The sequence below is a fragment of the Novosphingobium nitrogenifigens DSM 19370 genome, from assembly GCF_000192575.1.
Classification (GTDB): domain Bacteria; phylum Pseudomonadota; class Alphaproteobacteria; order Sphingomonadales; family Sphingomonadaceae; genus Novosphingobium; species Novosphingobium nitrogenifigens.
This window is the reverse complement of sequence record NZ_GL876926.1, coordinates 806,357-829,297: the sequence shown is the minus strand read 5'-3', so window position 1 is coordinate 829,297 and position 22,941 is coordinate 806,357. Positions and strand designations below refer to the sequence as shown.

At 63.0% G+C, this 22,941-nt stretch carries 23 protein-coding genes and 1 tRNA gene; 7 read left to right on the top strand and 17 right to left on the bottom strand.

Going from position 1 to position 22,941, the window contains the following annotated elements:
- The first annotated feature begins 14 nt into the window (after positions 1-14).
- The 3 genes from ntrX (at position 15) to hflX (ending at position 3,574) form a co-directional block, all read left to right on the top strand.
- On the top strand, positions 15-1,406 hold the full coding sequence (gene ntrX / locus Y88_RS04020) for a nitrogen assimilation response regulator NtrX (protein WP_008066511.1): 1,392 nt from the start codon (positions 15-17) through the stop codon (positions 1,404-1,406).
- Positions 1,407-1,612: 206 nt separating this feature from the next.
- Positions 1,613-2,185: an RNA chaperone Hfq gene (gene hfq, locus Y88_RS04015; protein ID WP_026166821.1), complete on the top strand. Its 573-nt coding sequence runs from the start codon at positions 1,613-1,615 to the stop codon at positions 2,183-2,185.
- Positions 2,186-2,227: 42 nt separating this feature from the next.
- Entirely contained in the window at positions 2,228-3,574 is a 1,347-nt protein-coding gene (gene hflX, locus Y88_RS04010; protein ID WP_008066504.1) for a GTPase HflX, read from the top strand.
- A gap of 37 nt (positions 3,575-3,611) precedes the next feature.
- Here the strand turns inward: hflX and mazG are convergent, their stop codons facing one another.
- Positions 3,612-4,400 (bottom strand): nucleoside triphosphate pyrophosphohydrolase, encoded by a 789-nt coding sequence (gene mazG, locus Y88_RS04005; protein WP_008066502.1) that lies wholly within the window; start codon positions 4,398-4,400, stop codon positions 3,612-3,614.
- Positions 4,401-4,536: 136 nt separating this feature from the next.
- Between mazG and Y88_RS04000 the strand changes: the two genes are divergently transcribed.
- Positions 4,537-5,076, top strand: a complete 540-nt coding sequence (locus Y88_RS04000; RefSeq protein WP_008066501.1) for a cytochrome b — start codon at positions 4,537-4,539, stop codon at positions 5,074-5,076.
- Positions 5,077-5,227: 151 nt separating this feature from the next.
- Here the strand turns inward: Y88_RS04000 and Y88_RS03995 are convergent, their stop codons facing one another.
- The 9 genes from Y88_RS03995 to Y88_RS03955 all read right to left on the bottom strand — a co-directional run bounded on the left by Y88_RS03995 (position 5,228) and on the right by Y88_RS03955 (position 13,665).
- Positions 5,228-5,446, bottom strand: a complete 219-nt coding sequence (locus Y88_RS03995) for a hypothetical protein (protein WP_008066500.1) — start codon at positions 5,444-5,446, stop codon at positions 5,228-5,230.
- Positions 5,443-6,210, bottom strand: coding sequence for an MBL fold metallo-hydrolase (locus tag Y88_RS03990; RefSeq protein ID WP_008066499.1), 768 nt, complete (start codon positions 6,208-6,210; stop codon positions 5,443-5,445). The genes Y88_RS03995 and Y88_RS03990 overlap by 4 nt, the downstream gene beginning before the upstream one ends.
- Positions 6,207-6,983, bottom strand: coding sequence for a TatD family hydrolase (locus Y88_RS03985; RefSeq protein ID WP_008066498.1), 777 nt, complete (start codon positions 6,981-6,983; stop codon positions 6,207-6,209). The genes Y88_RS03990 and Y88_RS03985 overlap by 4 nt, the downstream gene beginning before the upstream one ends.
- Positions 6,983-8,575, bottom strand: coding sequence for a methionine--tRNA ligase (gene metG, locus Y88_RS03980; protein WP_018075398.1), 1,593 nt, complete (start codon positions 8,573-8,575; stop codon positions 6,983-6,985). The genes Y88_RS03985 and metG overlap by 1 nt, the downstream gene beginning before the upstream one ends.
- Before the next feature lie 33 nt (positions 8,576-8,608).
- Positions 8,609-9,598, bottom strand: a complete 990-nt coding sequence (locus Y88_RS03975; RefSeq protein WP_008066496.1) for a DNA polymerase III subunit delta' — start codon at positions 9,596-9,598, stop codon at positions 8,609-8,611.
- On the bottom strand, positions 9,595-10,218 hold the full coding sequence (gene tmk / locus Y88_RS03970; protein ID WP_008066494.1) for a dTMP kinase: 624 nt from the start codon (positions 10,216-10,218) through the stop codon (positions 9,595-9,597). Before tmk ends, Y88_RS03975 begins: the two co-directional genes overlap by 4 nt.
- On the bottom strand, positions 10,215-11,381 hold the full coding sequence (locus Y88_RS03965) for a D-alanyl-D-alanine carboxypeptidase family protein (RefSeq protein WP_232280907.1): 1,167 nt from the start codon (positions 11,379-11,381) through the stop codon (positions 10,215-10,217). Before Y88_RS03965 ends, tmk begins: the two co-directional genes overlap by 4 nt.
- 141 nt (positions 11,382-11,522) lie before the next feature.
- Positions 11,523-12,626, bottom strand: coding sequence for an SPOR domain-containing protein (locus Y88_RS03960; protein WP_081458629.1), 1,104 nt, complete (start codon positions 12,624-12,626; stop codon positions 11,523-11,525).
- Positions 12,610-13,665 (bottom strand): lytic murein transglycosylase, encoded by a 1,056-nt coding sequence (locus Y88_RS03955; protein ID WP_008066491.1) that lies wholly within the window; start codon positions 13,663-13,665, stop codon positions 12,610-12,612. The genes Y88_RS03960 and Y88_RS03955 overlap by 17 nt, the downstream gene beginning before the upstream one ends.
- 124 nt (positions 13,666-13,789) lie before the next feature.
- On the opposite strand from Y88_RS03955, the gene Y88_RS03950 reads away from it, so the two are divergent.
- Positions 13,790-13,879, top strand: a tRNA-Ser gene (locus Y88_RS03950).
- 290 nt (positions 13,880-14,169) lie between these two features.
- Here the strand turns inward: Y88_RS03950 and Y88_RS03945 are convergent.
- Positions 14,170-15,345 carry a serine hydrolase domain-containing protein gene (locus Y88_RS03945; protein WP_008066490.1) on the bottom strand — a complete coding sequence of 392 codons (1,176 nt, stop codon included), beginning with the start codon at positions 15,343-15,345 and terminating at the stop codon, positions 14,170-14,172.
- A 66-nt stretch (positions 15,346-15,411) separates the two neighbouring features.
- Positions 15,412-16,392: an NAD-dependent epimerase/dehydratase family protein gene (locus tag Y88_RS03940; RefSeq protein WP_026166823.1), complete on the bottom strand. Its 981-nt coding sequence runs from the start codon at positions 16,390-16,392 to the stop codon at positions 15,412-15,414.
- Positions 16,393-16,488: 96 nt separating this feature from the next.
- Here Y88_RS03940 and Y88_RS03935 point away from each other — a divergent pair, with 96 nt between their 5' ends.
- Both Y88_RS03935 and Y88_RS03930 read left to right on the top strand, forming a co-directional pair.
- The gene (locus Y88_RS03935; RefSeq protein WP_008066487.1) at positions 16,489-17,376 is read left to right on the top strand and encodes a LysR family transcriptional regulator; all 888 of its coding nucleotides are present in this window, start codon (positions 16,489-16,491) and stop codon (positions 17,374-17,376) included.
- Between the two features lie 88 nt (positions 17,377-17,464).
- On the top strand, positions 17,465-17,812 hold the full coding sequence (locus tag Y88_RS03930) for a thermonuclease family protein (protein ID WP_008066485.1): 348 nt from the start codon (positions 17,465-17,467) through the stop codon (positions 17,810-17,812).
- 6 nt (positions 17,813-17,818) lie between these two features.
- Here Y88_RS03930 and Y88_RS19785 read toward each other — a convergent pair whose 3' ends face one another.
- From Y88_RS19785 to Y88_RS03900, 5 genes are all read right to left on the bottom strand, one after another.
- Positions 17,819-18,847 (bottom strand): M10 family metallopeptidase C-terminal domain-containing protein, encoded by a 1,029-nt coding sequence (locus Y88_RS19785; protein WP_408637188.1) that lies wholly within the window; start codon positions 18,845-18,847, stop codon positions 17,819-17,821.
- Positions 18,848-18,850: 3 nt separating this feature from the next.
- Entirely contained in the window at positions 18,851-19,540 is a 690-nt protein-coding gene (locus tag Y88_RS03915; protein ID WP_008066483.1) for a matrixin family metalloprotease, read from the bottom strand.
- A 178-nt stretch (positions 19,541-19,718) separates the two neighbouring features.
- Positions 19,719-21,131 (bottom strand): dihydrolipoyl dehydrogenase, encoded by a 1,413-nt coding sequence (gene lpdA, locus Y88_RS03910; protein ID WP_008066481.1) that lies wholly within the window; start codon positions 21,129-21,131, stop codon positions 19,719-19,721.
- A gap of 44 nt (positions 21,132-21,175) precedes the next feature.
- Positions 21,176-21,610 (bottom strand): acyl-CoA thioesterase, encoded by a 435-nt coding sequence (locus Y88_RS03905; protein WP_008066480.1) that lies wholly within the window; start codon positions 21,608-21,610, stop codon positions 21,176-21,178.
- A gap of 12 nt (positions 21,611-21,622) precedes the next feature.
- The gene (locus Y88_RS03900) at positions 21,623-22,900 is read right to left on the bottom strand and encodes a pyruvate dehydrogenase complex dihydrolipoamide acetyltransferase (protein WP_008066478.1); all 1,278 of its coding nucleotides are present in this window, start codon (positions 22,898-22,900) and stop codon (positions 21,623-21,625) included.
- Between the last annotated feature and the right edge of the window lie 41 nt (positions 22,901-22,941).

Sequence of the window (22,941 nt, the reverse complement as noted above, 5' to 3'; positions counted from 1 at the left end):
ACAGGACTACCGATATGGCTCTTGATATCCTGATCGTCGATGATGAACGCGACATCCGCGAACTGGTGGCTGGCGTGCTCAGTGACGAAGGTTATGACTGCCGCGTCGCAGGTGACAGCACGTCCGCGCTGGCCGCGATCGACGAACGCCGTCCCAGTCTCGTCCTGCTCGACGTCTGGCTGCACGGGAGCCCGATGGACGGGCTCGAAGTGCTCGACGAGATCAAAAAGCGCGAGCCCGAACTGCCGGTGGTGATCTTTTCCGGTCACGGCAATATCGACACGGCGGTCTCGGCGATCAGCCGGGGGGCGATGGATTTCATCGAGAAGCCGTTCGAGGCAGAGCGTTTGCTGCTGCTGGTGGAGCGGGCGACCGAAACCGAAAAGCTGCGCCGCGAGAACGCCCGCTTGCGCCGCGATTTTGCAACGGCCGACGAATTTACCGGCAACAGCCCCGCGATCAACGCGGTTCGCGCGACGCTCAAGCGGGTTGGTCATACCGGCAGCCGGGTTCTCATCACGGGTCCGGCCGGTTCGGGCAAGGAAGTCGCCGCACGGCTCCTGCACAGCTGGAGTTCGCGGGCCGACCACGCCTTCGTCACCGTCAGCGCCGCGCGGATCACTCCGGAACGCTTCGAACAGGAGCTTTTCGGCGAGGAAGCGGATGGCAAGCTGGTGCGCGCCGGGCTGCTCGAAATGGCCGATGGCGGTACGCTGTTCCTCGACGAAGTGGCCGATATGCCGGCTTCGAGCCAGGCCCGTATCCTGCGCGTCCTGACCGAACAGGCCTTCGTGCGGGTCGGCGGGCATCGCCAGATTCGCGTGGATGTCCGGGTGGTTTCCTCGACATCGCGTCCGTTGGAGCGGGAAATCGCCGAGCGGCGTTTCCGCGAGGACTTGTTCTACCGCCTCAATGTCGTGCCGGTGATGATCCCCTCGCTTGCCGAGCGCCGCGATGACATTCCCTCGCTGATCGACCATTTCTTTGCCCGTTTCGCGAGCGAGCAGGGGCTGGCTGCGCCCAGCGTCGCACCCGAGGCGATGGCCGCACTGCAAAGCTATGACTGGCCCGGCAACGTCCGGCAGTTGCGCAATGTCGTCGAACGGACGATGATTCTCGCGCCCCGCGGACGTCTCGCACGGATCGAGGCCGACATGCTTCCGGCCGAAATCCTGAGCACGCCTCTGGTTGGCGATGCGGGTTCGACTTCGCTGATGGGCGTGCCCTTGCGCGAGGCGCGCGAGAGTTTCGAGCGCGAATACCTGCGCGTACAGATTCGTCGCTTTTCCGGCAACATTTCCAAGACCGCGAGCTTTATCGGCATGGAGCGCTCGGCTCTTCACCGCAAGCTCAAGTTGCTCGGCATGGCCGACCGGCGCGAAGACGAGGAAGAAGACACCGAGTAAGCGCCTTTCCCGGAATGGAGACGCCTTTTTCGGGAAAGGTTGCATTGCGACCAAGTTCGCGGTTTACGCCGCCCCCCGGTCGTCGTTATAACGCGCCTCGATAACGGTTCGTCGGACGGAAGGTCTCCCTTAGCCTTTTGCCGTCGGCCAGATCGCGAAGGCTCCACCCAAGAAGGAGCCAAGCCAATACCAAGGAGTCACTGCAAATGACCGGTCGAACGCTTTCCGCTCGTCCCCGCGCCCCGAAGCCCGAGCTTGTAGAGGAATCTGCTGCCCCGGCGCCCGCACCCACGAGCGGCGGCAAGGGCCAAAATCTCCAGGACGTGTTCCTCAACCATCTGCGCAAGAACAAGATTCCCGTCACCATGTTCCTGGTGAAGGGCGTCAAGCTGCAGGGAATCGTTACCTGGTTCGACAATTTCTCGATCCTGCTGCGCCGCGACGGCCAGTCGCAGCTTGTCTACAAGCACGCGATCAGCACGATCATGCCGGGGCAGCAGCTCTCGGTTGCCCATTTCCAGACTTCGGGCGACGAAAGCACGAAGAAGCGTCTGCTTCAGGAAGTGTTCCTGTCGAGCGTTCGCGATGCTGGCGTGCAGGTCACCATGTTCCTCGTCAACGGCGTCATGCTTCAGGGCAAGGTTGCGGCCTATGACCTGTTCTGCATGCTGCTCGAACGCGAAGGCTATGTGCAGCTTGCCTACAAGCATGCCGTTTCGACCATTCAGCCTGCCGGGCATGTCGACCTTTCGGGCGACTGGGACGGCGAAGCGGCCTGATCGGACTGCTCCCATTCATGATCTTGTGCTAAGCCCGTCGGAATGAGCGGGTTCGAATTCGGGCGCAATCCCGATGATCTCAAGGGGGAAGTGACGCACGGCGCGAAAGCGCTCGTCGTGCTTCCCGACTTGCGTCAACGAGGTGGCCTTGGTGTCGATGCCGAGGCGCGCCTTGACGAAGGGCAGGGCCTGGCCCGTGCCATCGGTATCGTCGTTGTCGATGCTTTCATTCTGCCGATACGTGCCGTGCGTCCCGCGACGCTTTTCGGCGAAGGGCAAGTCGACAAGATTGCCGTTGCCTGCGAGCAATCCGACGCCGAACTGGTGATCGTCGATGGCGCGCTCTCGGCCATTCAGCAGCGCAATCTCGAAGATCGCCTGAAGCGCAAGGTGATCGACCGAACCGGTCTCATCCTTGAAATCTTCGGTGAACGCGCCGCGACCGCCGAAGGGCGTTTGCAGGTCGAACTGGCGCATCTCGATTATCAGGCAGGCCGTCTGGTGCGTTCGTGGACTCACCTTGAACGCCAACGCGGCGGCTTCGGCTTTCTCGGCGGTCCCGGTGAAACCCAGATCGAAGCGGACCGGCGTCTTATTCGCGGCCGCATGGCGCGTATCCGCCGTGAACTGGAGCAAGTGCGTCGTACGCGCGGCCTTCACCGCGAGCGGCGGCAGCGTGCACCCTGGCCGATCATCGCGCTGGTCGGCTATACCAATGCCGGAAAATCGACCTTGTTCAACCGGTTGACCGGGGCAACAGTCATGGCCGAGGATCTGCTCTTCGCAACGCTTGATCCGACGATGCGCGCGATCCGTTTGCCCGGCGTCGACAAGGCGATCCTGTCGGACACCGTCGGCTTTATTTCCGACCTGCCGACGCAGCTCGTTGCGGCCTTTCGTGCAACTCTCGAAGAAGTGACGGCGGCTGACGTCATCGTCCATGTCCGTGACGTCGCCAATCCGGCGAGCGCCCAGCAAAAGCGCGAAGTCGAAGACATCCTGACCGATCTTGGCGTGATCGGCGAGGAAGGAACGAGCATCCCGATTGTCGAGGCCTGGAACAAGATCGATCTGCTGGCACCGGACGAACGCGCCTTGCGCGAGGATCTGATCACCCACGGTGTTCCCGATCGTCCTGTGGTCCCGATTTCGGCTGCAACCGGCGAGGGCGTTGATGCTCTGGTCGAACGGCTCGGAACGATGTTGACCGGCGGCGCCCAGACGTTGGAGATCACCGTGCCGATGGCAGAGGGGCAGAAACTCGCCTGGCTCCACGCCCACGGAGAAATCCTGTCGGAGCACGAGATCGAGGATGCCGAAGGGTTGCCTGCGTCCCGCATCCGCGTCCGGCTGACTCCGCGCGAACTCGGACGTTTCGCCAGACTTTGACGGTTCGAGTGTTCGGGGAAGTTCGCCCGTTAGTCGCTTACGTTTCCTTGGCTTTTCGTTCCAAGGCTTTCACATCCTGCCACAGCGCTTCCTGCGCTTCGAGATCGAGACCTGCGAGACTGCCTCCGGCCAAGGCTTCCATACCGCGAAACCTGCGTTCGAATTTCGCGTTGGCGTGACGCAGGGCCTCTTCGGGATCGATGCCATAGGCACGGACGAGATTGGCGGCAGCAAAGAGGAAATCGCCCGCTTCCTCAAAGCGGTGTGCGTCATCGGTCGCTTCGGCAAGTTCGGCAGTTTCCTCGACCACTTTGGCGGCAGGACCACTGGGATCGGGCCAGTCGAAGCCGACGCGGGCCGCGCGCTTTTGCAGCTTTTCCGCGCGCATCAATGCGGGCAGGGCAAGGGCCACGCCGTCGAGCGCGCTGGTGGCGCCTTTCGCCGCGCGCTCGGCTGCCTTGGCATTTTCCCAGCGTTCCTCGCGCGATTGCCCGGCCTGATCGGTGTCGCCGAAGATGTGGGGATGACGGCTTTCCATCTTGTCCGCGATCGCCGTCGCGACATCGGCAAACGCGAAATGGCCTGCCTCTTCGGCCATGCGACTGTGAAACACGACCTGGAGCAGGAGGTCGCCCAGTTCCTCGCGCAAGGCGGGCATGTCCACCCGCGCAATGGCATCGGCCACTTCATACGCTTCCTCAAGAGTATAGGGCGCGATCGACGCGAAATCCTGCGCCAGATCCCATTCGCAACCCTGATCGGGATCGCGCAGGCGCGCCATGATTTCGAGCAGGCGGGCAAGGGAGGTGGTGGAGGGGACTGGCATCACGGAACTCTTGAATAACGAGGGGCAGAGAAGTTCCTTCGCGCACGGAGCGGGGCCATGACAAGCCCTTCGATTGTGAAAAATGGCGCCAAATAAGGCGTTCAATCCATTCGTGCGGAAGGATAGGAATGGGGCCATGGGACGCACGAAGCGCAAGCTCGCAACTGAAGTCGCGGAATACGATGTCCGCACCAAGATCCTGCACTGGGTCTTTGCGGCGGGAATTCTCTATGCCTCGGCAGTCGGCTACGCGCTCCATTTCATTCCGCCGGGCCGCATTCATACCGGCCTGTCGCATCTCAACATGTCGCTCGCGAGTGTGTTGATCCTGCTGTTTCCGTTCCGGGTCTGGTGGAGAATCGTTCGCCCCGAACCGGCGCCACCACAGGGCTTGAGCGTGGGACAGGTCCATGCCGCGCGCATGATCCAGACCGTGATCTATGCCGCGATCTTTGCCGTGCTGGCGAGCGGCTATCTGATGGTTCCGGACGGATACTGGTTCTTTGGCTTCGCCTGGGTGCCGACGCCGTTTGCCAAAGGCGCGGCAACAGACTTTTTCTTCATGGTGCACCGGATTGGATGTGCTGCGCTGGTCAGCCTGGTCGGACTGCATCTGGGCGGCGTGATCTTGCACACGTTCGTCAAACCCATCGGCCTGCTGCGTCGGATGGCGTGAACGATCCCGGCTGGCTGACCGGAACGGGGCAATTCGCTCCACACAGGTTGGCCACACAGGCTGGATTGATAATAATTATTATGTTAAATAACGGGCTCAGGGAGAGCTGAATGTCCCCTTTTGATCGAGGCATTCAGCCATATTGAACCGATCAGCCGTTCGGTCGGAAATGGCTGAATGCCAAGGCTGCGGCGGCGATGATTCCCGCCCAGGTCAAGGCCATCCACAACAGCGGCAGCCAGGCGCCGCGCGGGATGCGCGAAGCCCGTGTGACCAGACCGCCGACAACCAGTGTCAGCGCCATGGAAATCGCGATCACGCGCACCCAGTCATCGGTGCTGAGACCAGCCGGAGAATGGAATCCGGTCACAGGATGCGTTCCAACCCATCGTAGCCAGGTTCGACATGCGGCGGCAGTTCGTCGCACAAGCTACGGTAATCCATGGATTTATCGAGGTGCGTCAGAACGGCGTGGCCGACCCGCGCGGCATTCGCGAGTTCAAGCGCCATGGCAAGGTTCGCATGGGTCGGGTGTGCCTGGCGCCGCAAGGCATCGACGACGAGCACGTCGACGCGGTCGAACAAGGCGACCATATCTGCATTGATTTCGCTGAAGTCTGTTGCGTAACCGATTGATTTTCCGCCCTGGTCAAAGCGGAAAGCGGTCGATTGCGCGGGGCCGTGCGCCATCTGGCAATGGCTGACCCCGATCCCGGCAACCATGCGGACGCGGTCGAGATTGTCGAGCGAGCAGATGGTGGGATAGCCATGCTGCCCGGCAAAGACATAACCGAAGCGCATGCGAAGGCGGCGAACGGTCTCGTCTGCGGCATAACCGGGAAGAGGGGCCCCCCTCCCCATGCGCAGCGGCCGCAGATCGTCGATCCCGTGCGTGTGATCGGCGTGATCGTGAGTCCAGAACACGCCGTCGATGCGATCCACGCTTGTCGCCAGCAATTGCTGGCGCAGATCGGGCGGCGTATCGACCAGAAGGCGTGATCCGTCATCGCCTTCCACCACGATCGCGACGCGAGTGCGGCGGTTGCGCGGTTCGGCCGGATCGCAGGCGCCCCAGTCATTGCCGATACGCGGCACGCCGGTCGACGTGCCCGACCCCAGCATGATGAGCTTCACAACCCGGCCTTTCCGAACAGAGCGTGGAAATTGGCGCCGGTGCTTTCCGCCAGGGCATCAGGTGTCGTGCCGCGCAGTTTCGCCACGAAAGCGAGTGTGTCGGCAACAAATGCCGGCTCGCAGGTCTGGCCCCGATGGGGGATCGGCGCCAGAAACGGGGCGTCGGTCTCGACCAGCAGGCGATCATCGGGAATTTCCGTCGCGAACGCCTGCAAGTCCTGGGCATTCTTGAACGTCACGATCCCCGACAGGGAAATCGTCAGTCCCAGATCGAGAACCGAACGCCCGAAGCCCGCCGACGCAGTGAAGCAGTGGATCAGCGCGGGAAAGCCCCCCTTCTCCATCTCGTCCCGCAGGATTTCGAGCGTGTCGTCCTCTGCTTCGCGCGTGTGAATGACCAGAGGAAGGCCCGTCTCGCGCGCAACGCCGATGTGGGTCCGGAACAACGCCTTTTGGACCTCTCGGTCGGAATGATCGTAATAGTAATCGAGACCGGTTTCCCCGATCGCGATCACCCGGGGATCTTCCGTCGCCGTGCGCAGGACGGCAGCACCCATGTCGGCATGGCCGTCGGCTTCATGGGGATGGATGCCGACGCTCGCCCACACATCGCTTTCGCGGTGAGCGGTCGCGATGACCGCATCCCACTCGCTTTGGCGCGTCGAGATATTGAGGAAACCCCGGACTCCCGTTTCACGTGCACGGGCAAGGATTTCCCCCTGCCGCTCGATCAGGCCCTTGTAATTGAGGTGACAGTGCGAATCGATCAGCATCAGGCCGCACTGCCCTCGCTCTCCGCGCTTTCGAGTTCGATGCGGGGGAACGCCGGAACCGGAGCGGCAAGACGCTCTCCGGTCGCGACGCGGGCCATGTACCAGTCGGCGCGCGGCAGGTCGGCAATCCCTCGCTGATCTTCGGGGACGCCGAGCTGATCGAGAACTTTCGCGGCTGTTGCCGGGACAACCGGCTGGATCGCGATGGTGAGGTCGCGGATCGCCATGAACAGGGTATAGAGCACCGCGCGCATCCGTTCGGGATCGGTCTTGCGCAGGGCCCAGGGGGCCTGCTCATCGACATAGGCGTTGCAGGCGAAGACGGCTCGCATCCAAGCTTCGAGCCCCGCCGAGAAGTTCAGCGCTTCGAATTCGCGCGGCAGATCCTCACGCGTGGCTGCGGCCACCGTGGCAAGCAGCGCTTCGTCCGCTTCGGTGCTGGAAAACGTCGCGAGTTCGCCGCCGCAGTTCTTGAAAATCATCGACAGCGTGCGCTGCACGAGATTGCCGTAGCTGTTGGCGAGCTCGGCGTTGCAACGGGTGGCGATGGCCTCGGGCGAATAGGATCCGTCCTGCCCGAACACGACTTCGCGCAGGAAGAAATAGCGCAGCGGATCGACCCCGAACCGCGCCGCCAGATCGAGCGGATCGGTGACGTTGCCGAGCGACTTCGATTCCTTTTGCCCGCGATTGAGCAGGAAGCCGTGACCGAACACCTGACGGGGAACCGGAAGGCCCGCGCTCATCAGGAATGCCGGCCAGTAGACCGTGTGGAAACGGATGATGTCCTTGCCGATCAGATGCAGGTTGGCGGGCCAGAACTTGCGGAATTCCTCCGTTTCCTCGGGCCAGCCCAGACCGGTCAGGTAGTTGGTCAGCGCGTCGACCCACACGTACATGACGTGATCGTCCGAGGTTTCGCCCTCGCCATGCACGGGAACCTTGATCCCCCAGTCGAAGCTGGTGCGCGAAACCGAGAGGTCGCGCAGGCCGCCTTCGACAAAGCGCATGATTTCATTCCGACGGCTTTCGGGCCGGATGAATTCGGGATTCTCGTTGTAAAGCGTCAGGAGCTTGTCGCCATAGGCCGAGAGACGGAAGAACCAGCTTTCCTCGACGGTCCATTCCACCGGCGTTCCCTGAGGCGAGAGCTTCTGCCCCCCTTCCCCGGCGACTAGTTCGCTCTCGTCGTAATAGGCTTCGTCGCGGATCGAGTACCAGCCTTCATAGCGATCGAGGTAGAGATCGCCATTGGCCTTCATCCGACGCCACAATTCCTGCGACGCCTCGTGATGGCGGTCTTCTGTAGTGCGGATGAAGACGTCATATCCGACGTTCAATGCTGCGCACATATCCTTGAAATACTGAGACATCTGATCGGCCAGCTCTTTCGCCGTCAGTCCGAGGTCGCGCGCTTTCTGCGCCATTTTGAGGCCATGCTCATCCGTCCCGGTCTGAAGCCGGGCGTCGCGCCCCATCGCCCGCATGAAGCGGACGATGACGTCGGCGGCAATCGCTTCATATGCGTGGCCGATGTGCGGCTTGCCGTTGGGGTAGGAAATCGCGGTCGTGATGTAATAGGGTTCGCCCATCGGGACGTTCGCTTCCTTTGGCGAGGGATTCAATCAGTTGATCCCTTCCCTAGTGCGCCCCACGCCTGCCAGCAAGGCACCGATTTCCAGCATGAGCAGTCCGGGATCGTAGTTGTAGGTCGGTGCCTCTCGCGCAAGGGCAACGAGCCGCCCGTGTGCATCGACCAAGCGCAGGCGCGTGGCATCGTCAGCATCGTGCAAGGCATTGGCAACGACCATGCGCGCGGTATTGAGCGCGGCCACTTGTCGTTCGCGGTCGGGACGCTGACCGATGGCGGCAGAAAGCTGCGCACGCAAGGACAAGTCGTGATCTCCATGGGCGACGATCTTGCGCATGATCTGCCATGCAGGGCCCAGTTCCTGCGCCGCGAACGAGAGTGCGGCTCCGGGCGCCCCGGCCGCAACGGCAATCGCCGCTTCCCGCGTCAGGGCATCGAGTTCGGGCGCAAGGCGATCGAGTGCATGGCCCATTTCATCGGGTTCGAGCGGACGGAAGCGCAAGACCTGACACCGCGAACGCACTGTCGGCAAGAGCCGTCCGGGTTGATGCACCACCAGCAGGAAGAAGGTTCCCTGCGGCGGCTCTTCCAGGCTTTTGAGCAGGGCATTGACCGATGCCTTTTCGAGCAGGTCGGCCGCATCGATGATCACGGCCCGGCGCGATCCGAGCGTGGGGCGCGTGACGAGACGCTTTTGCATCTCGCGCACCTGATCGACGCTGATGTTGCGCTTGGTCAGATAGGGGCGCCCGTCGTCGCGCTTTTTCGCTTCATCGTCATTGGCGGGAAGCGGACGGAGCCAATGGATGTCGGGATGATGTTCGGGTGGCGGTTGCGGAATTCCCGGCTCGGCAACCAGATCGACGGCGGCGGCCCGGGCGAACCCGGCCTTGCCCACGCCTTCGCGGCCGGCAAGCAGCCAGGCATGATGCATGCGGTGCCCGGCCCGCGCCGTACGCCATTCGCGCCAGACCGCCTCGTGGCCGATAAGGTCTTCGGGCAGATCGACGGGAAGTCCGCTCACAGCCCGCTCACGGCAGAGAGGATCCGTGCATGGACGCTTTCGGGCGTTCCCGAAGCGTCAACCAGCGTGAAGCGATGCGGTTCAGCCTCGGCAAAACGACGGAAGGCTGCCGCAACGCGGGCATGGTAGGCCGCGTCGCGCCCGCCGATGCGGTCCGCCCGGCCTTCATCGCGCAAGGTCAGGCGACGTGCGGTTTCTTCGGGATCGAGCGTCAGCAGGATCGTCCGATCGGGCAGCAGTCCTTCGCTGCCGATCCTGTGAAGGGCAAGAATGTCGTCGTCGCTCAACCCGCTACCGCCGCCCTGATAGGCGCGGCTCGAATCGAGATAGCGGTCGGTCAGGACCCATTCCCCGCGTTCGAGCGCGGGTCGGATCAGGCGATCCACATGGTCGGCGCGGGCTGCGGCAAACAGCAGTGCCTCGGCGCGCGGTCCCCATCCTTCGCCCTCGTTGGCGAGCACCATGGCGCGAATGGCTTCGGCGCCTGGGGTGCCGCCCGGTTCGCGCGTGGTGACGACGACATGGCCATCGGCCTGCAAGGCTTGCGCCAGCAGGCGGAGCTGGGTCGATTTTCCGACTCCTTCCCCGCCTTCCAGAGCGATGAAACGTCCGGCACTCACGGGTGCAGCCCGCGGCCGGTCATGGCAAGGAAACCATCGCGCAAACGGTCCATCGCACCACCCGCTGCGACACCATCGGCGGTGACAAGCGGCAGGCGCTCGATCGGCTGGCCGGGTGCGCGCACGATCAGGCTGGCGACTTCCTGCCCTTTGACGATCGGGGCGGTCAACGGCGCCTTGTATCGGATCGACAGGGTGTAGCGCGGAGCCTCGCCATGCGGAACGGCCAGGGCATAGGCCCGCGGCGTCACCAGACCGACCTGCCGCGTACTCCCCCCTTGCACCACCGCCTGACCGACTTTGGCTCCGGCGGTCAGGATCGGGCGGGAATCCCATGCCGAAAAGGCCCATTCGACGAATGTCCGCGACTGGTCCGCGCGATCGTTGGGACGGCCATAGCCGGCAACGACCATGATGACCCGTCGTCCGCCGCGTTCCACCGACCCGACGAAGCCATAGCCCGCCTCGCCCGTGAAGCCGGTCTTCACGCCATCGGCGCCGGGCGTGTGGCCATAGAGCGGATTGTGGTTTTCCTGCGCGATGCCGTTGAACGTCGCGTGATCGTGGCCGTAGAACCGCTTGTAGAGATCGGGATGGCGCGTGATCAGGGCGGTCGAAAGCGCGACCAGATCGGCGGCGGAGACATAAGTCTCCCCCTGATCCATCCATCCGTTGGGCGTGTTGTAGTGGCTGTCGCGCATGCCGATCTTTTTCGCTTCGGCATTCATCATCGCGGTAAAGCCGGGAACCGAACCGGCAATACCCTCGGCCAGTACGACACAGGCATCATTGGCCGAAACCGTGACGATCCCTTCGAGAAGATCGGCAACGCTTGTGCTGCTGTTGTTGCCCAGGAACATCGTGCTGCCAACGCCATGCCATTTGTGGAACGTCTCGGGGCGCATGACGAACTTCTGATCGAGCCGCAGCTTGCCAGCCTTGATCAGTTCGAACGCGACATAGCTCGTCATGATCTTGGTCAGTGAGGCGGGGACGAACCGGCGATGCGGATCCCGCGCAAAAAGCACGCGGCCCGAATTGACGTCGACCATCATCGCGATGGGCGCGGTCACTTGCGGCATGGTGCTTTCGGGCGAAGCGGGAGCCGCAGGAGCCCCGGTCGATGCCGGTGCTCCTTGCGCCAGAACGGACACTGCGGGCACGGCCAATCCGGCCGTCACCAGACCGGCCACGACAAGAGGCAGCGAAAAACGAGACGGCGACGAACGAGGTATGGACGAACGGAACAAGCGCGATTTTTCCGATTGATGGAGGGATCGGGCGAGCACCGTTCGGGTGGGCCCTTACTCTCCGTGCAGGATCACCGCACCCGCATAGCCGGAGTGCTTCGCCTTCGCCAGAGCGGCGCTTGCCTGATCCGACGATGCCGCCGGAATTCGCACACGCCACAGCTTGCCGGTCGCCTCGACTTTGCCGCCGACAGCGGTCGCCACCTTTTCGGCATTGGCGCGCGACGAATAGGCGCCGACCTGAACCGTATAGGTGCCGCCGTGCGGCTTCGGCTTGGGGCCGGTGGTTTCGGGGGCTTTCGGGTCGGGCTTTGCCGGGGGCGTGGCTTTCGCTGCCGGAGCAGTTTTGGGCAGGGGTTTGACGGCCTCGTGCCGAACGGCATCGGGCTTTGCGACCTCGGGTTTCGGAGGGAGAGCCGGAGTGAGCGCAGGCTTGACCGGGGCCGCCCGCGTCGGAACGGGATGGGACACCTCGACCTTTGTGGGCGGGACCACCGCAGGCACCGGCACTTTCGGTGCGGGTGGAGGCGTCATGCGCGTTGCCGAAGCTCCGGCGGGAAGCGCCAGACTGGCTTCACCCGACGGCGGGATCGGCGCGATCCCCATCTTCCGCTTGAGTGCCGAGAGCAATCCGGGCGGCGTATCCATCCGTGCGGGAGCCTGACGCCCCATGCGCAGCAACAGGCGTTCCTGTTCCGGCGGATTGACCCGCCGCACGCGCACGGGGGCATCGCCGGTCGGATTGAGCCCCAATTGCGTCCAGGCCGCAGGCGTCAGTTCGATCAGGGCCTTGCCGTTCATCGGGCCACGGCGGTCAAGCCGCACGAGGATCGTATGCCCGGTATCGAGCGCAGTCACCTCGACATAGCACGGCAGGGGCAAGGTGTGGTGGGCGCCGCTGATCCCGCTACCCTCGGTTCCTGCCCGGGCATAGCCGACCGCGTCGTAATTGAGCGTGTCGGACGGCGTATAGGTCACGCCCTCGACGGTATAGGGATCGCCGACAGTGACCGGATAATCGGCGTCGGGTCCATAGTCCGTCACGCTCGGCTTCTGTCCGGAATGCTCTCTGGCAACAGCCGGGCTCGCCATGAGCGAAAGGGCAAGCGCCCCGGACAGCACCGTCGCAACGGACAAGCGGCTAGCGGCTGATTTCATCTGCAAGGAGTCCTACCGACAAGGCATAGAAGTTCGAGCAGTTATAATCGAGGATAACCCGATAATTTCCGGTTAGCAGATAGGCCGGGTGCCCGGGCCCATCCGGCTCGAACAAAGTGGCCTGTATCCGATCGTCGGGCCAGGTCCCGCGCGCGGGCGCAAAGCCGAGCGCCCGCCATTCGGCCATGGTGCGCCAGCGCGAGTGGCGCATAAAGACTTGCGGGCAGCGCGGGCTCGACAGCGCCGTCGCAAGGCTGCCGTGCACGTATCCGGCCGGAACCGTCACCGAAAAACCCCAGGGTTCGCCCCGACGCCACCCCGCATCCCGGAAATAGTTGGCGATCGAGGCCAGCGTGTCGGGGCGGCTTGTCCAGATGTCGGCGATGCCGTCGCCATCGGCATCCTGTGCCACGCGCAGATAGACGCTGGGCAGGAATTGCGGATTGCCGAACGCGCCGGCCCAGCTTCCCAGCAGTCGCGAGCGCGGAACCCCGCGATCGATCATCTTGAGCAAGGCGACGAATTCAGCCGAAAACAGCTCCCGACGACGCCCTTCGTAGGCGAGCGAGGCGATCGACCGGGGCAGGTCGTAGGTCCCCGTGAACCGTCCGTAATTGGTTTCATGGCCCCAGATCGCCAGCACGACCGAGGCAGGCACGCCATAGCGGGTTTCGACGGTCGTCGCGAGAGGGCCGACCGATGCCAGCATGGCCCTGCCCCGGTCGATCCGTCCGGCATCGACATGCGTGCGGCGATAAGGTTCAAAGCGCGGGATCGACGACGGCGGTCCGCCCGGTTGGCTGCGATCGTGTCGAACGACATCGGGATCGAACGTCATTCCCGAAATGACATCCCGGATGGTCTGCTCACGCACCCCTTCGCCCCGGGCTCTTGCCGCCAGCAATTGCAGGAATGCGGGAAACCCGCTCGCCCCTGCATCCGCAGGCGCCACCACACCGCCGACCGTATCGGCAAAAGCCGGCGTAACGGCGCATGCCGCCGCCATCACCAGCCCAAGAGAACGAAACAAGCGCATCATCGGCAGCCTTGTCGCACAGGCAGTTGCCTCTTGGGTATCCCCTTTGCGGTAAAACCCCACAGATGAAAAACCTTGCCTTCCCGATCCGCTCGGCTATCGAGCGTGACTTGCCCAAGGGCAACGCGGACAGGTGGCCGAGTGGTTTAAGGCAGCGGTCTTGAAAACCGCCGTGGGTGCAAGCTCACCGTGGGTTCGAATCCCACCCTGTCCGCCAATTTACACTGATTTTATTGATATTTTTCAAATCTGCATCTCTGTTCCCATAACCGCGCCCCGATAGATCGGGCACTTGGCGCTGAGCTTCGCTATACCGCCGGAACGGGGTTGCAAATCGGGCAGCCCAGATCAGACGACCTTAGCGGTTGATGCGGGTGCAGTTGGATACGCACACGACGCGACAAATCGCAGCTCAAACAGGCGGACGTTTGCGGGTTTCGAAAGATGGCAGCTTCTCCGTTGAAAATGACGTGTGATTGTGTCCCAAGCTGAATACCCGCGCTCACGCTACGGCCGGGGGTAGGGCTGCGGCAGGGCGCGGGCCACCATGGCTTCTTCTCGCGCGGTAAAGGCGCTGTGCCCCTTGGGGGCGTCATCGTCGACGGCGGTGGTGAAAAAGGCCAGCCCCTGCCCCCTCGCCGGATCGACCCAGAGCCCCGATTTCAGGCCATAGGCATCGCCAGGATGGCCGATCCGGACTTTTCCGTCGCCGAACAGGTCGTCGTGACACCCCTTGCCGCCAAGCCCGATCGTCTGCACCGCGAGTCCATAGGCACAGAAGAACCCGTCGCCCTCGCCATTTTCGCCAAGGCCGTTGGTGCCGTCGAAGCGCCAGTAGGGGCGGACCATCTCGGCAAAGGCATGGGGACTGATGAAACCGTGCCCGCCCCGCGCCAGGACTTCCCCGATCCGCGCCAGATCCGCCATGCTGATCCGCAGGCCTCCCTGCGGCGAGAACAGCGCGCCATTTTCACCGGGGCGATAGGCGGCCAGATCGCACGATCCCCCCGGCACGACCTCGACCGGGCAGGTCGGCAACGTCCCATGCAGGTCGTCCTTGGCGATCTCACCATTCGCGCGATAGAGTACCACTGCCCGCGCAGCATCCTGCACAGTGCACGGCGACCAGTTATAACAGGCCTGCAGGTGGAGCGGGCGAAGCACGAGCCGCTGCATGAGGAGGTCGAAACGCACGCCCGTCGCCTTTTCCATGACGGTCGCCACAACGGGGAAATTGAGATTGGTGTAATGAAACCAGTTGCTGCCCGGGGCATGGGCCTTGTCCCAGGCGCGCGGATCGGCAACCCGCGTCCGCAGGCTTTCGCCCAGCGGGATGACATACCCGGCATCGTCGGTCAGGCTGGAGCGGTGCGACAGCAAGAGACGCAGGGTAATCGGCGTGTCGGGAAAAGCGGGATTGCGCAAGGGCCAGCCCAGATAGTCCGACACATCCCGGTCCAGATCGAGCCGCCCGCCGTCCACCAGTCGCATGACGCCAAGCGCAACCACCAGCTTGGAAATCGAGGCGATCCGGACCGGCGAAACGGCCGTGGCGGGACGCCCGCTGGCCCGGTCGGCGGCTCCTTCCTGCACGACGGTTTCGGCGTGATGCCGGTCAAAGCGTACCGCCACACCCGCAGGCGTAGTCAGGGCGGCTGCAAGCAGAAGAGCGGAAATCGGCATCGACCGAGACGATGGCGCCGTCAGTCCGACTGTCAAGCGTCGGCCCAGTACCCCGATGCACCCTATTTACCCATCCGCGATGCACCCCAGGCCCAAGAGAGTTTCCCTGACCGCCTCAGCCAGTGGGGTATGGGGTTCGTTGCCGATGGCGGCCTTGAGGCTGGTGTTGTCGAGTTGCAAGGGAGTGCGCCAGAGATAGCGCATTTCGGAAAGTTCGCCGAACAGCGGGACCGCCGGTGCGGCAAGCCGGACGATCCACCATGGAAAGCGCCGAACCGGAAGAGCGCGCCCGACGGCGGCGCGGATCGCGTCGATCATGGCCGTGCCGTCCGGATCCCAATGCCCGCCCATGTGAAACCGTTCGAAACGCACATCTTCTTGAGGACGTTCGAGAAGTCTTGCCATGGTTTCGGCAAGGTCGGGGAGATAGGTCCACTGATGTCCGATCCCCGACTTGCCCGGATAGGTGATCGCGCGCGGGATTTTTCCCGGCTTCACCAACCCTTGGCCGAACCAGTTGTTCCCCGCGTGAGGGCCAAAGAAATCACCGGCTCTCACGATCAGAACCCTTGCCCCCTTCTCCGCCGCGTCCCGAAGGCGTTGTTCCATGGCGACGCGAATGATGCCCTTGCGCGTGAGCGGGTGTTGCGCGGCATCCTCGGCGACAAAGGGGAAAACATCCGGTCCATAGTTATAGACCGTTCCGGGCAGGACGATCGTCGCGCCCGTCGCAATGGCGGCGGCAATCGTGTTGTCGATCATGGGCAGGACGAGCCTGTCCCAGTCGCGATAGCCGGGCGGATTGACCGCGTGAACGATAACTGCCGGGTCTGCCGAGGCCCGTGCGACGGCATGGCTGTCCATGGCATCCCCCTGCACCCATTCGGGGCTGATCTCGCCATGCGTCCAGCTCGTCCGGGCCTTTTCCGGCGAACGGCACAGTGCGCGAACGCGCCAGCCTCTTCGCAACAGTGTGGCGGACAGCTCTCCTCCGATTCCTCCGGTGGCTCCCAGAACCAGCGCTGTCTGCTTGGGGTTCCCATTCATGTCCGTCATCCTTTCCCTTCGGATGATGGCGGTTGGGATCGTTCAACGAAATCGACTAAGACTGTCGATCGGATCAACGGATTTGGATGAATATGGATGGCCGATTGGGAAGACCTGCACGCCTTTTCCGTCGTTCTTCGAACGGGTAGCCTGTCGGCGGCGGCGCGCTTTCTGGGCGTCACACAGCCGACGATGCGACGGCGTCTCGATGCACTCGAGCAGTCAGTGGGGGCACCGTTGTTCGTCCGTTCGCAAACGGGATTGACCCCAACGGACGCCGCGCGGGAACTAGGCCGCCATACCGGCGTCATGGCTGTCGCCGCAGAGGCTTTTTCGCGCGCAGCATCGGCCGATGGCACAGCAGTCGAAGGCGTCGTGCGCATCACCGCCAGTGATGTCGTCGGGGCGGAAGTCCTTCCGGCCGTTCTGGTTCCCTTGCGCGCCGCCCATCCGGGGCTGATCGTCGAACTGGATCTTGCCAACCGGACACAAGATCTGACCCGGCAGGAAGCGGACATAGCCGTGCGTATGGTTCGGCCCGCGCAGGCGGCCCTGATCGCGCGCCGGATCGGGACAGTGCCGCTCGGGCTCTTTGCCCACCGATCCTATCTCCGGATAGCAGGAGTGCCTGCCAGTCACGCCGATCTGGCTCACCACACCCTGATCGGTCCCGATCGGGAAACCACCTACCTCGACTTTGTGGCCGGGCACGGCCTGCATTTGCGCAGGGATAACTTCTCGATCCGGACCGATAGCCAGCTTGCGCAGCTTTCGGCGATCCGGTCGGGCCTTGGCATCGGCATCTGTCAGGTCGCGCTGGGACGGCGTGACCGCGATCTCGTTCATCTGATGCCGCAGGTGTTCCGCCCGGACATGGAAACATGGGTCGTCATGCACGAGGATCTTCGGCGTGTCCGGCGTATCCGGGCGGTCTTCGATCATCTGGTCGAAGCGCTACAGGGATATGTCCGGTGCGCGGAATGACCGAAGGCGCCGAAATATCCCGCCATTTCCAACTTGATTGACGGCGCGCAGTCCCTGTTCCGCGTGCGATAGCGACGCGATGATAATCATGCCCTTGTTTGCGGCGGCGGCTTTGACCGCGTGTCCTGCTCCTGCCGTTCATGACGGCGACACTATCCGCTGCGGGGAAGAGCGGATCCGCATTTCCGACATCGATGCGCCCGAATTGCCGTCGTCGCCCAAGTGTGCGCCCGATTCCTATCGGCGGGGATGGTGTGACTTTGCCCTTGGCCGCGCGGCTCGGAATGCCCTCGTTGCCTTCCTCGGCCGTGGCCCCATCGTCGTCCGGCGGATCGGTGTCGACCGCTATGGCCGCACGCTCGCCCTGGTCAGCGTGAATGGGGTCGATGCCGGTGAATTCCTTGTTCAACAGCACCTTGCGCGACGTTGGCGATAAAAGGGATCAGAGGACGAGTTCGGAAGCGGCAAATGTGGTGACGCCATCGAGGCGGATCATGAAATCGGCCTGCCCGTCGCCGTTGGTGTCCCCTTCGATCAGGGTATAGCCGCTGTCGACTTCATAGCGGACTTCACCGGTCGTGTGGCTGAAGGCGGCACTGCCGATGAACGTCAAGGTCAGAGCCGTGCCGATCTGGGTCGGAACGCTGGCGCCCGCATAAGGATCATAGGCCGTCATCGGGGCAAGGCTGATGATGTCGCCCTGAGCGGGATTGAAATCGGTGATCTCGACGCAACTCGTCGGGGTCAGGCCGCCTGTTTCCCCCTTGTCGAACAGGAACGTGTCGGCGCCCGCGCCTCCGGTCAGGAGAGCATGCCCCGCTCCCCCGTGCAGGATGTCGTTGCCGTTGCCGCCATAAAGCTTGCTGTTGCCGGTCCCGGCATAGAGAACGTCGTTGCCGTCGCCACCAAACAGTTTGTCGGCCCCGCTGTCGGCATAAAGCGTGTCGTTGCCCGCCTGCCCATAGAGATAGTCGTCACCGGTCCCTCCGTGCAGGATGTCGGCGCCATAGCCGCCCATGAGTTGGTCGGCACCGCTCCCGCCGAAAAGCTGGTCATTTCCGTCCCCGCCGGACAGGATGTCGTTCCCGGCCCCGCCGTAGAGGTGGTCCATGCCTGCGCCGCCGTACAGGGTGTCGCGTCCGGCTTCCCCGGTCAGGGTATCGGCCCCGCCCCCGCCTTTCAGGACATTGGCGACGTCATTGCCGTCGATCGCGTCGGCCCCCTGCCCGCCGATGGCATTTTCGATCGTGCAGCCAAAGGCGATGCCGAGGTTGGGATCAAGCGTGACACCATTGAACCCAAGTAGCGAATAGCTGCCGGGATGAAGATCGACGACGCAGGGATTGCTGAACGCCGAAAGGTTGATGGTATCATTGCCCCCTGCGTCCCAGATCGTGGCGTAGAACGGTTGATTGGGGGAATAGGTGTAAGTGTCATCCCCCGTGTGATAGGTCGTGTTCGCGCCGTAGATATGCTAAACGGCGGCGATGTCATAGACCATCGGGGTCATGATCAGGTATTTGTAGGTTCCGGTGCTCTTGTCATACCAATAGGCATTCTGCGGATCGGTGTACGACATGATGGTGAAACGACGGTTGTCGTACCCGCTGGGAATGGTCGGCGCCTCGAACGGGTGCTTGAGCCCCAGCGCATGGCCGATTTCGTGCAGGATCGCGTTGTAATTGTAGGTGTAGGGCGCAAAGGATTCCGAACGTACGCTGTTGGAAATCCAGATGTCGCCGTTGCTGTTGTCCGCCCCGTCACTGGTGACGATCGTATAGCCCCAGTATTGCGAGGGGATCACCCCGGTAAAGGCAATGCGGATGTCGCCGACCTGTCCGGCGTTGGTTTCCGTGACCTGGGTGAAATTGACATTGGCGACAGCGGCCCAAGCCTGAAACGCCTGTCCGATATAGGTGACGTCACTCGCGGTGACGGAGGACGGGGAATTGACGCGCAGGTTTTCGCCGCTGCCATAGCCGCTGATGAATTTGCTGCCGACCCCATTGAGCCAGGGGAAGCTATAGCTGATCTGGGTGACGCCACCGACTGTCGTGGACCAGGCGAAACGATAACTGGGATCGGCATCGAACAGGGAATCGATGAAAGGATCGCCGGTTGTCGAAAAGCCCGCCACCACGGATGGATCGGTGTAATAGGCCATGCCTCTGCCCCCACAGAACCGGTTGGCCCCCTGCCCCGGTTCGCGGCGGAGACTAACGGCATCGCATTGCCGCACCTAGATAAATCTTGACCGCTTTGGACCTGGAATCCCGAATGCAGACGGGGCGCCGCCGGTTTCCCGGGGCGCCCCGTCGATGGGCATTGGCGTTGGGGCGTGATCAGATGTGGATCGCGCGTCCATAGGCGCCGAGCACGGATTCGTGCATGGCCTCGCTGATGGTCGGGTGCGGGAACACCGTCTGCATCAGTTCCGCTTCGGTCGTTTCCAACTGTTTGCCGACGACGAAGCCCTGGATCATTTCCGTCACTTCCGCGCCGACCATGTGAGCGCCCAGAAGTTCCCCGGTCTTGGCATCGAAGACCGTCTTCACGAAGCCTTCGGGTTCACCCAGCGCAATCGCCTTGCCATTGCCAATGAAGGGGAACATACCGACGCGCACGGTGTAGCCGGCTTCCTTCGCCTTGGCTTCGGTCAGGCCGACGCTGGCAATCTGCGGATGGCAATAGGTGCAGCCGGGAATGTTGCGGCGATCCATCGCGTGGGGATGGACGTCCTTGTTGCCGAGCTCCGCCGCGATCGCTTCGGCAACGGTCACGCCTTCATGGCTGGCCTTGTGAGCAAGCCAGGGGCCCGGCGTGACGTCGCCGATTGCCCAGATTCCCTTCGCCGACGTGCGGCCATAGGGATCGATCGCGATGATGCCACGTTCGGTGGCGACCCCGACGCTTTCAAGGCCGATGTTCTCGGTATTGGCGACGATGCCGACCGCCACGATGACGTGGCTGAAGGTATCCTCGACAACCTTGCCATCCTTGCCCTTGATCTTTGCCTTCACGCCGGTCGCGCCGACGTCGATGGCTTCGACCCCTGCACCGGTCAGGATGGTCATGCCTTGCTTGGTCAGGGCCTTTTCAACGAAGGCCGAAACATCGGCGTCCTCGACGGGAACGACACGATCCATCATCTCGACGACCGTAACTTTCGCGCCCATATCGTTGTAGAAACTTGCAAATTCAATGCCGATCGCGCCTGATCCGATGACCAGCAGCTTGGTCGGCATTTCCTTTGGCGTCATGGCATGGCGATAGGTCCACACGCGATTTCCGTCCGCCTTGGCGAAAGGAAGGTCGCGCGCACGAGCACCGGTCGCAACGACGATGTGCTTGGCCGACAGGACTTCGACGCCCTTGTCGCCGGTCACTTCCAGCTTGCCGGGCCCCTTGAGCACGCCCGTCCCCATGAAGACAGAAATCTTGTTCTTCTTCATGAGGTGGGTGACGCCCTGGTTGAGCTGCTTGGCGACGCCGCGCGACCGGGCAACGACCGCGCCGAGATCGGCGCGAACGTTGTCGGCTGCCAGGCCATAGGCCTTGGCATGCTGCATCTGATGGAACACCTCGGCCGATCGCAGCAAAGCCTTCGTCGGGATACAACCCCAGTTGAGGCAGATGCCACCGAGATTCTCGCGCTCGACGATTGCAGTCTTGAGCCCGAGCTGAGCGGCGCGGATCGCCGCGACATAGCCACCGGGGCCCGAGCCCAGCACGATGACGTCAAAGGTGTCGGCCAAGGAAATGCTCCTTTATACGTTTATACGTTTATACGTTTATACGTTTATACGTTGGGAGTGGCGTAAGACGGATCGGCTTCCGTCAGCGGGGGAACGTGCCGCGGACGGCGATCTTCGTCGATCGCCACGAAGAAGAAGCGCGCCTGTGTAACGCGTTCGCGTTCGTCGCCGGTGCGCGCACGGCGCCAGGCTTCGACATTGATGACCATCGAAGTGCGGCCCACCGAAGCGAGCCCGGCATAGACCGAAACTTCATCACCGATGTGCACGGGGTGGTGAAACTTCATCCCTTCGACAGCGATGGTCGCGGCGCGGCCATGGCAATGGCGCGCGGCGATGATCCCCGCGGCCATGTCCATCTGTGCCATCAGCCAACCGCCGAAAATATCGCCGGAAGGATTGGCGTCTGCCGGCATCGCGGTGATGCGGATGGCAGGTTCGCCAACGGGGGGAAGTTCCGGCGGATTGGGATCACTCATTGTACTTTTCCTTTATGCGATCAGCGCCAGCGGGTCTTCGACCAACGCCTTGAACGCTTGCAACAATTCGGCACCATCGGCGCCGTCGATGGCGCGGTGGTCGAAACTTCCGGTGGCGGTCATGACCGTCGCGACCGACAGCGCGCCATCGACGATCCACGGACGCTGTTCACCCGTACCCACGGCCAGGATCATGCCCTGCGGCGGATTGATGACGGCATCGAACTGCTTGATGCCGAACATACCGAGGTTGGACAGGCTGGCCGTGCCACCCTGGTATTCATGCGGCTGCAACTTGCCGTCGCGAGCCTTGCTCGCCAGCGCCTTCATTTCCGAAGCGATCGTGGAAATGGACTTGGCCCCGGCATCGACGATGATCGGAGTGATGAGGCCGGACGGCGCGGCAACGGCAACCGAGACGTCCACGCGCTTGAAGCTGCGCAGTTCGTCACCCGCGAAGCTCACGTTGCACTTGGGCACCTGCACCAGTGCCTTGGCGAGCGCCTTGATCAGGAGATCGTTGACCGACAACTTCACGCCCTGTGCTTCGAGCGCCTTGTTGAGTTGCCCACGCAGCTTGAGCAGCGCGTCGAGACGGACATCGACCGTCAGGTAGATGTGCGGGATCGTCTGCTTGGCTTCGGTCAGGCGGCGCGCAATCGTCTTGCGGACGTTGTTGAGCTTGCTCGCTTCGAAGGGAATGCCGAAATCGGGAACCGTCGGAGCGACGACCGGAGCTGCTGCCTGAACCGGTGCAGCAACGGGAGCCGGGGCCGAAACCGGAGCTGCGGCGGGCGCCGTCGGTACGCCTTCGACGTCGGCGCGAACGATGCGGCCATTGGGGCCACTGCCCTTCACGGCCTTGAGATCGACGCCACGGTCGGCGGCAATCCGCTTGGCGAGCGGGCTTGCGACCACGCGGTCGCCCTTGGCGGCGGCGAACGAGACGGCCGGGGCCGCAGCAGGAGCCGCCGCTACAGGAGCCGCGACCGGAGCAGCGGTTGCTGCCGGAGCAGGAGCGGCAGCCGGAGCGGGCGTTGCATCTTCGTCTTCGCCGGCGAGCGTCGCGATCACCGTACCGACTTTCACGCCTTCGGTGCCTTCGGCCACATCGATGGAGACGATCACGCCTTCATCCACGGCTTCGAATTCCATTGTCGCCTTGTCGGTCTCGATCTCGGCGAGAATGTCGCCGGAGGACACCGTATCGCCAGCTTTCACCAGCCACTTGGCGAGCTTTCCTTCTTCCATGGTCGGCGAAAGAGCGGGCATCTTGATCGCAATCGGCATGGCGGGGTTTCCGTTCTGATGTGAGTATTTGCCTTTTTGGC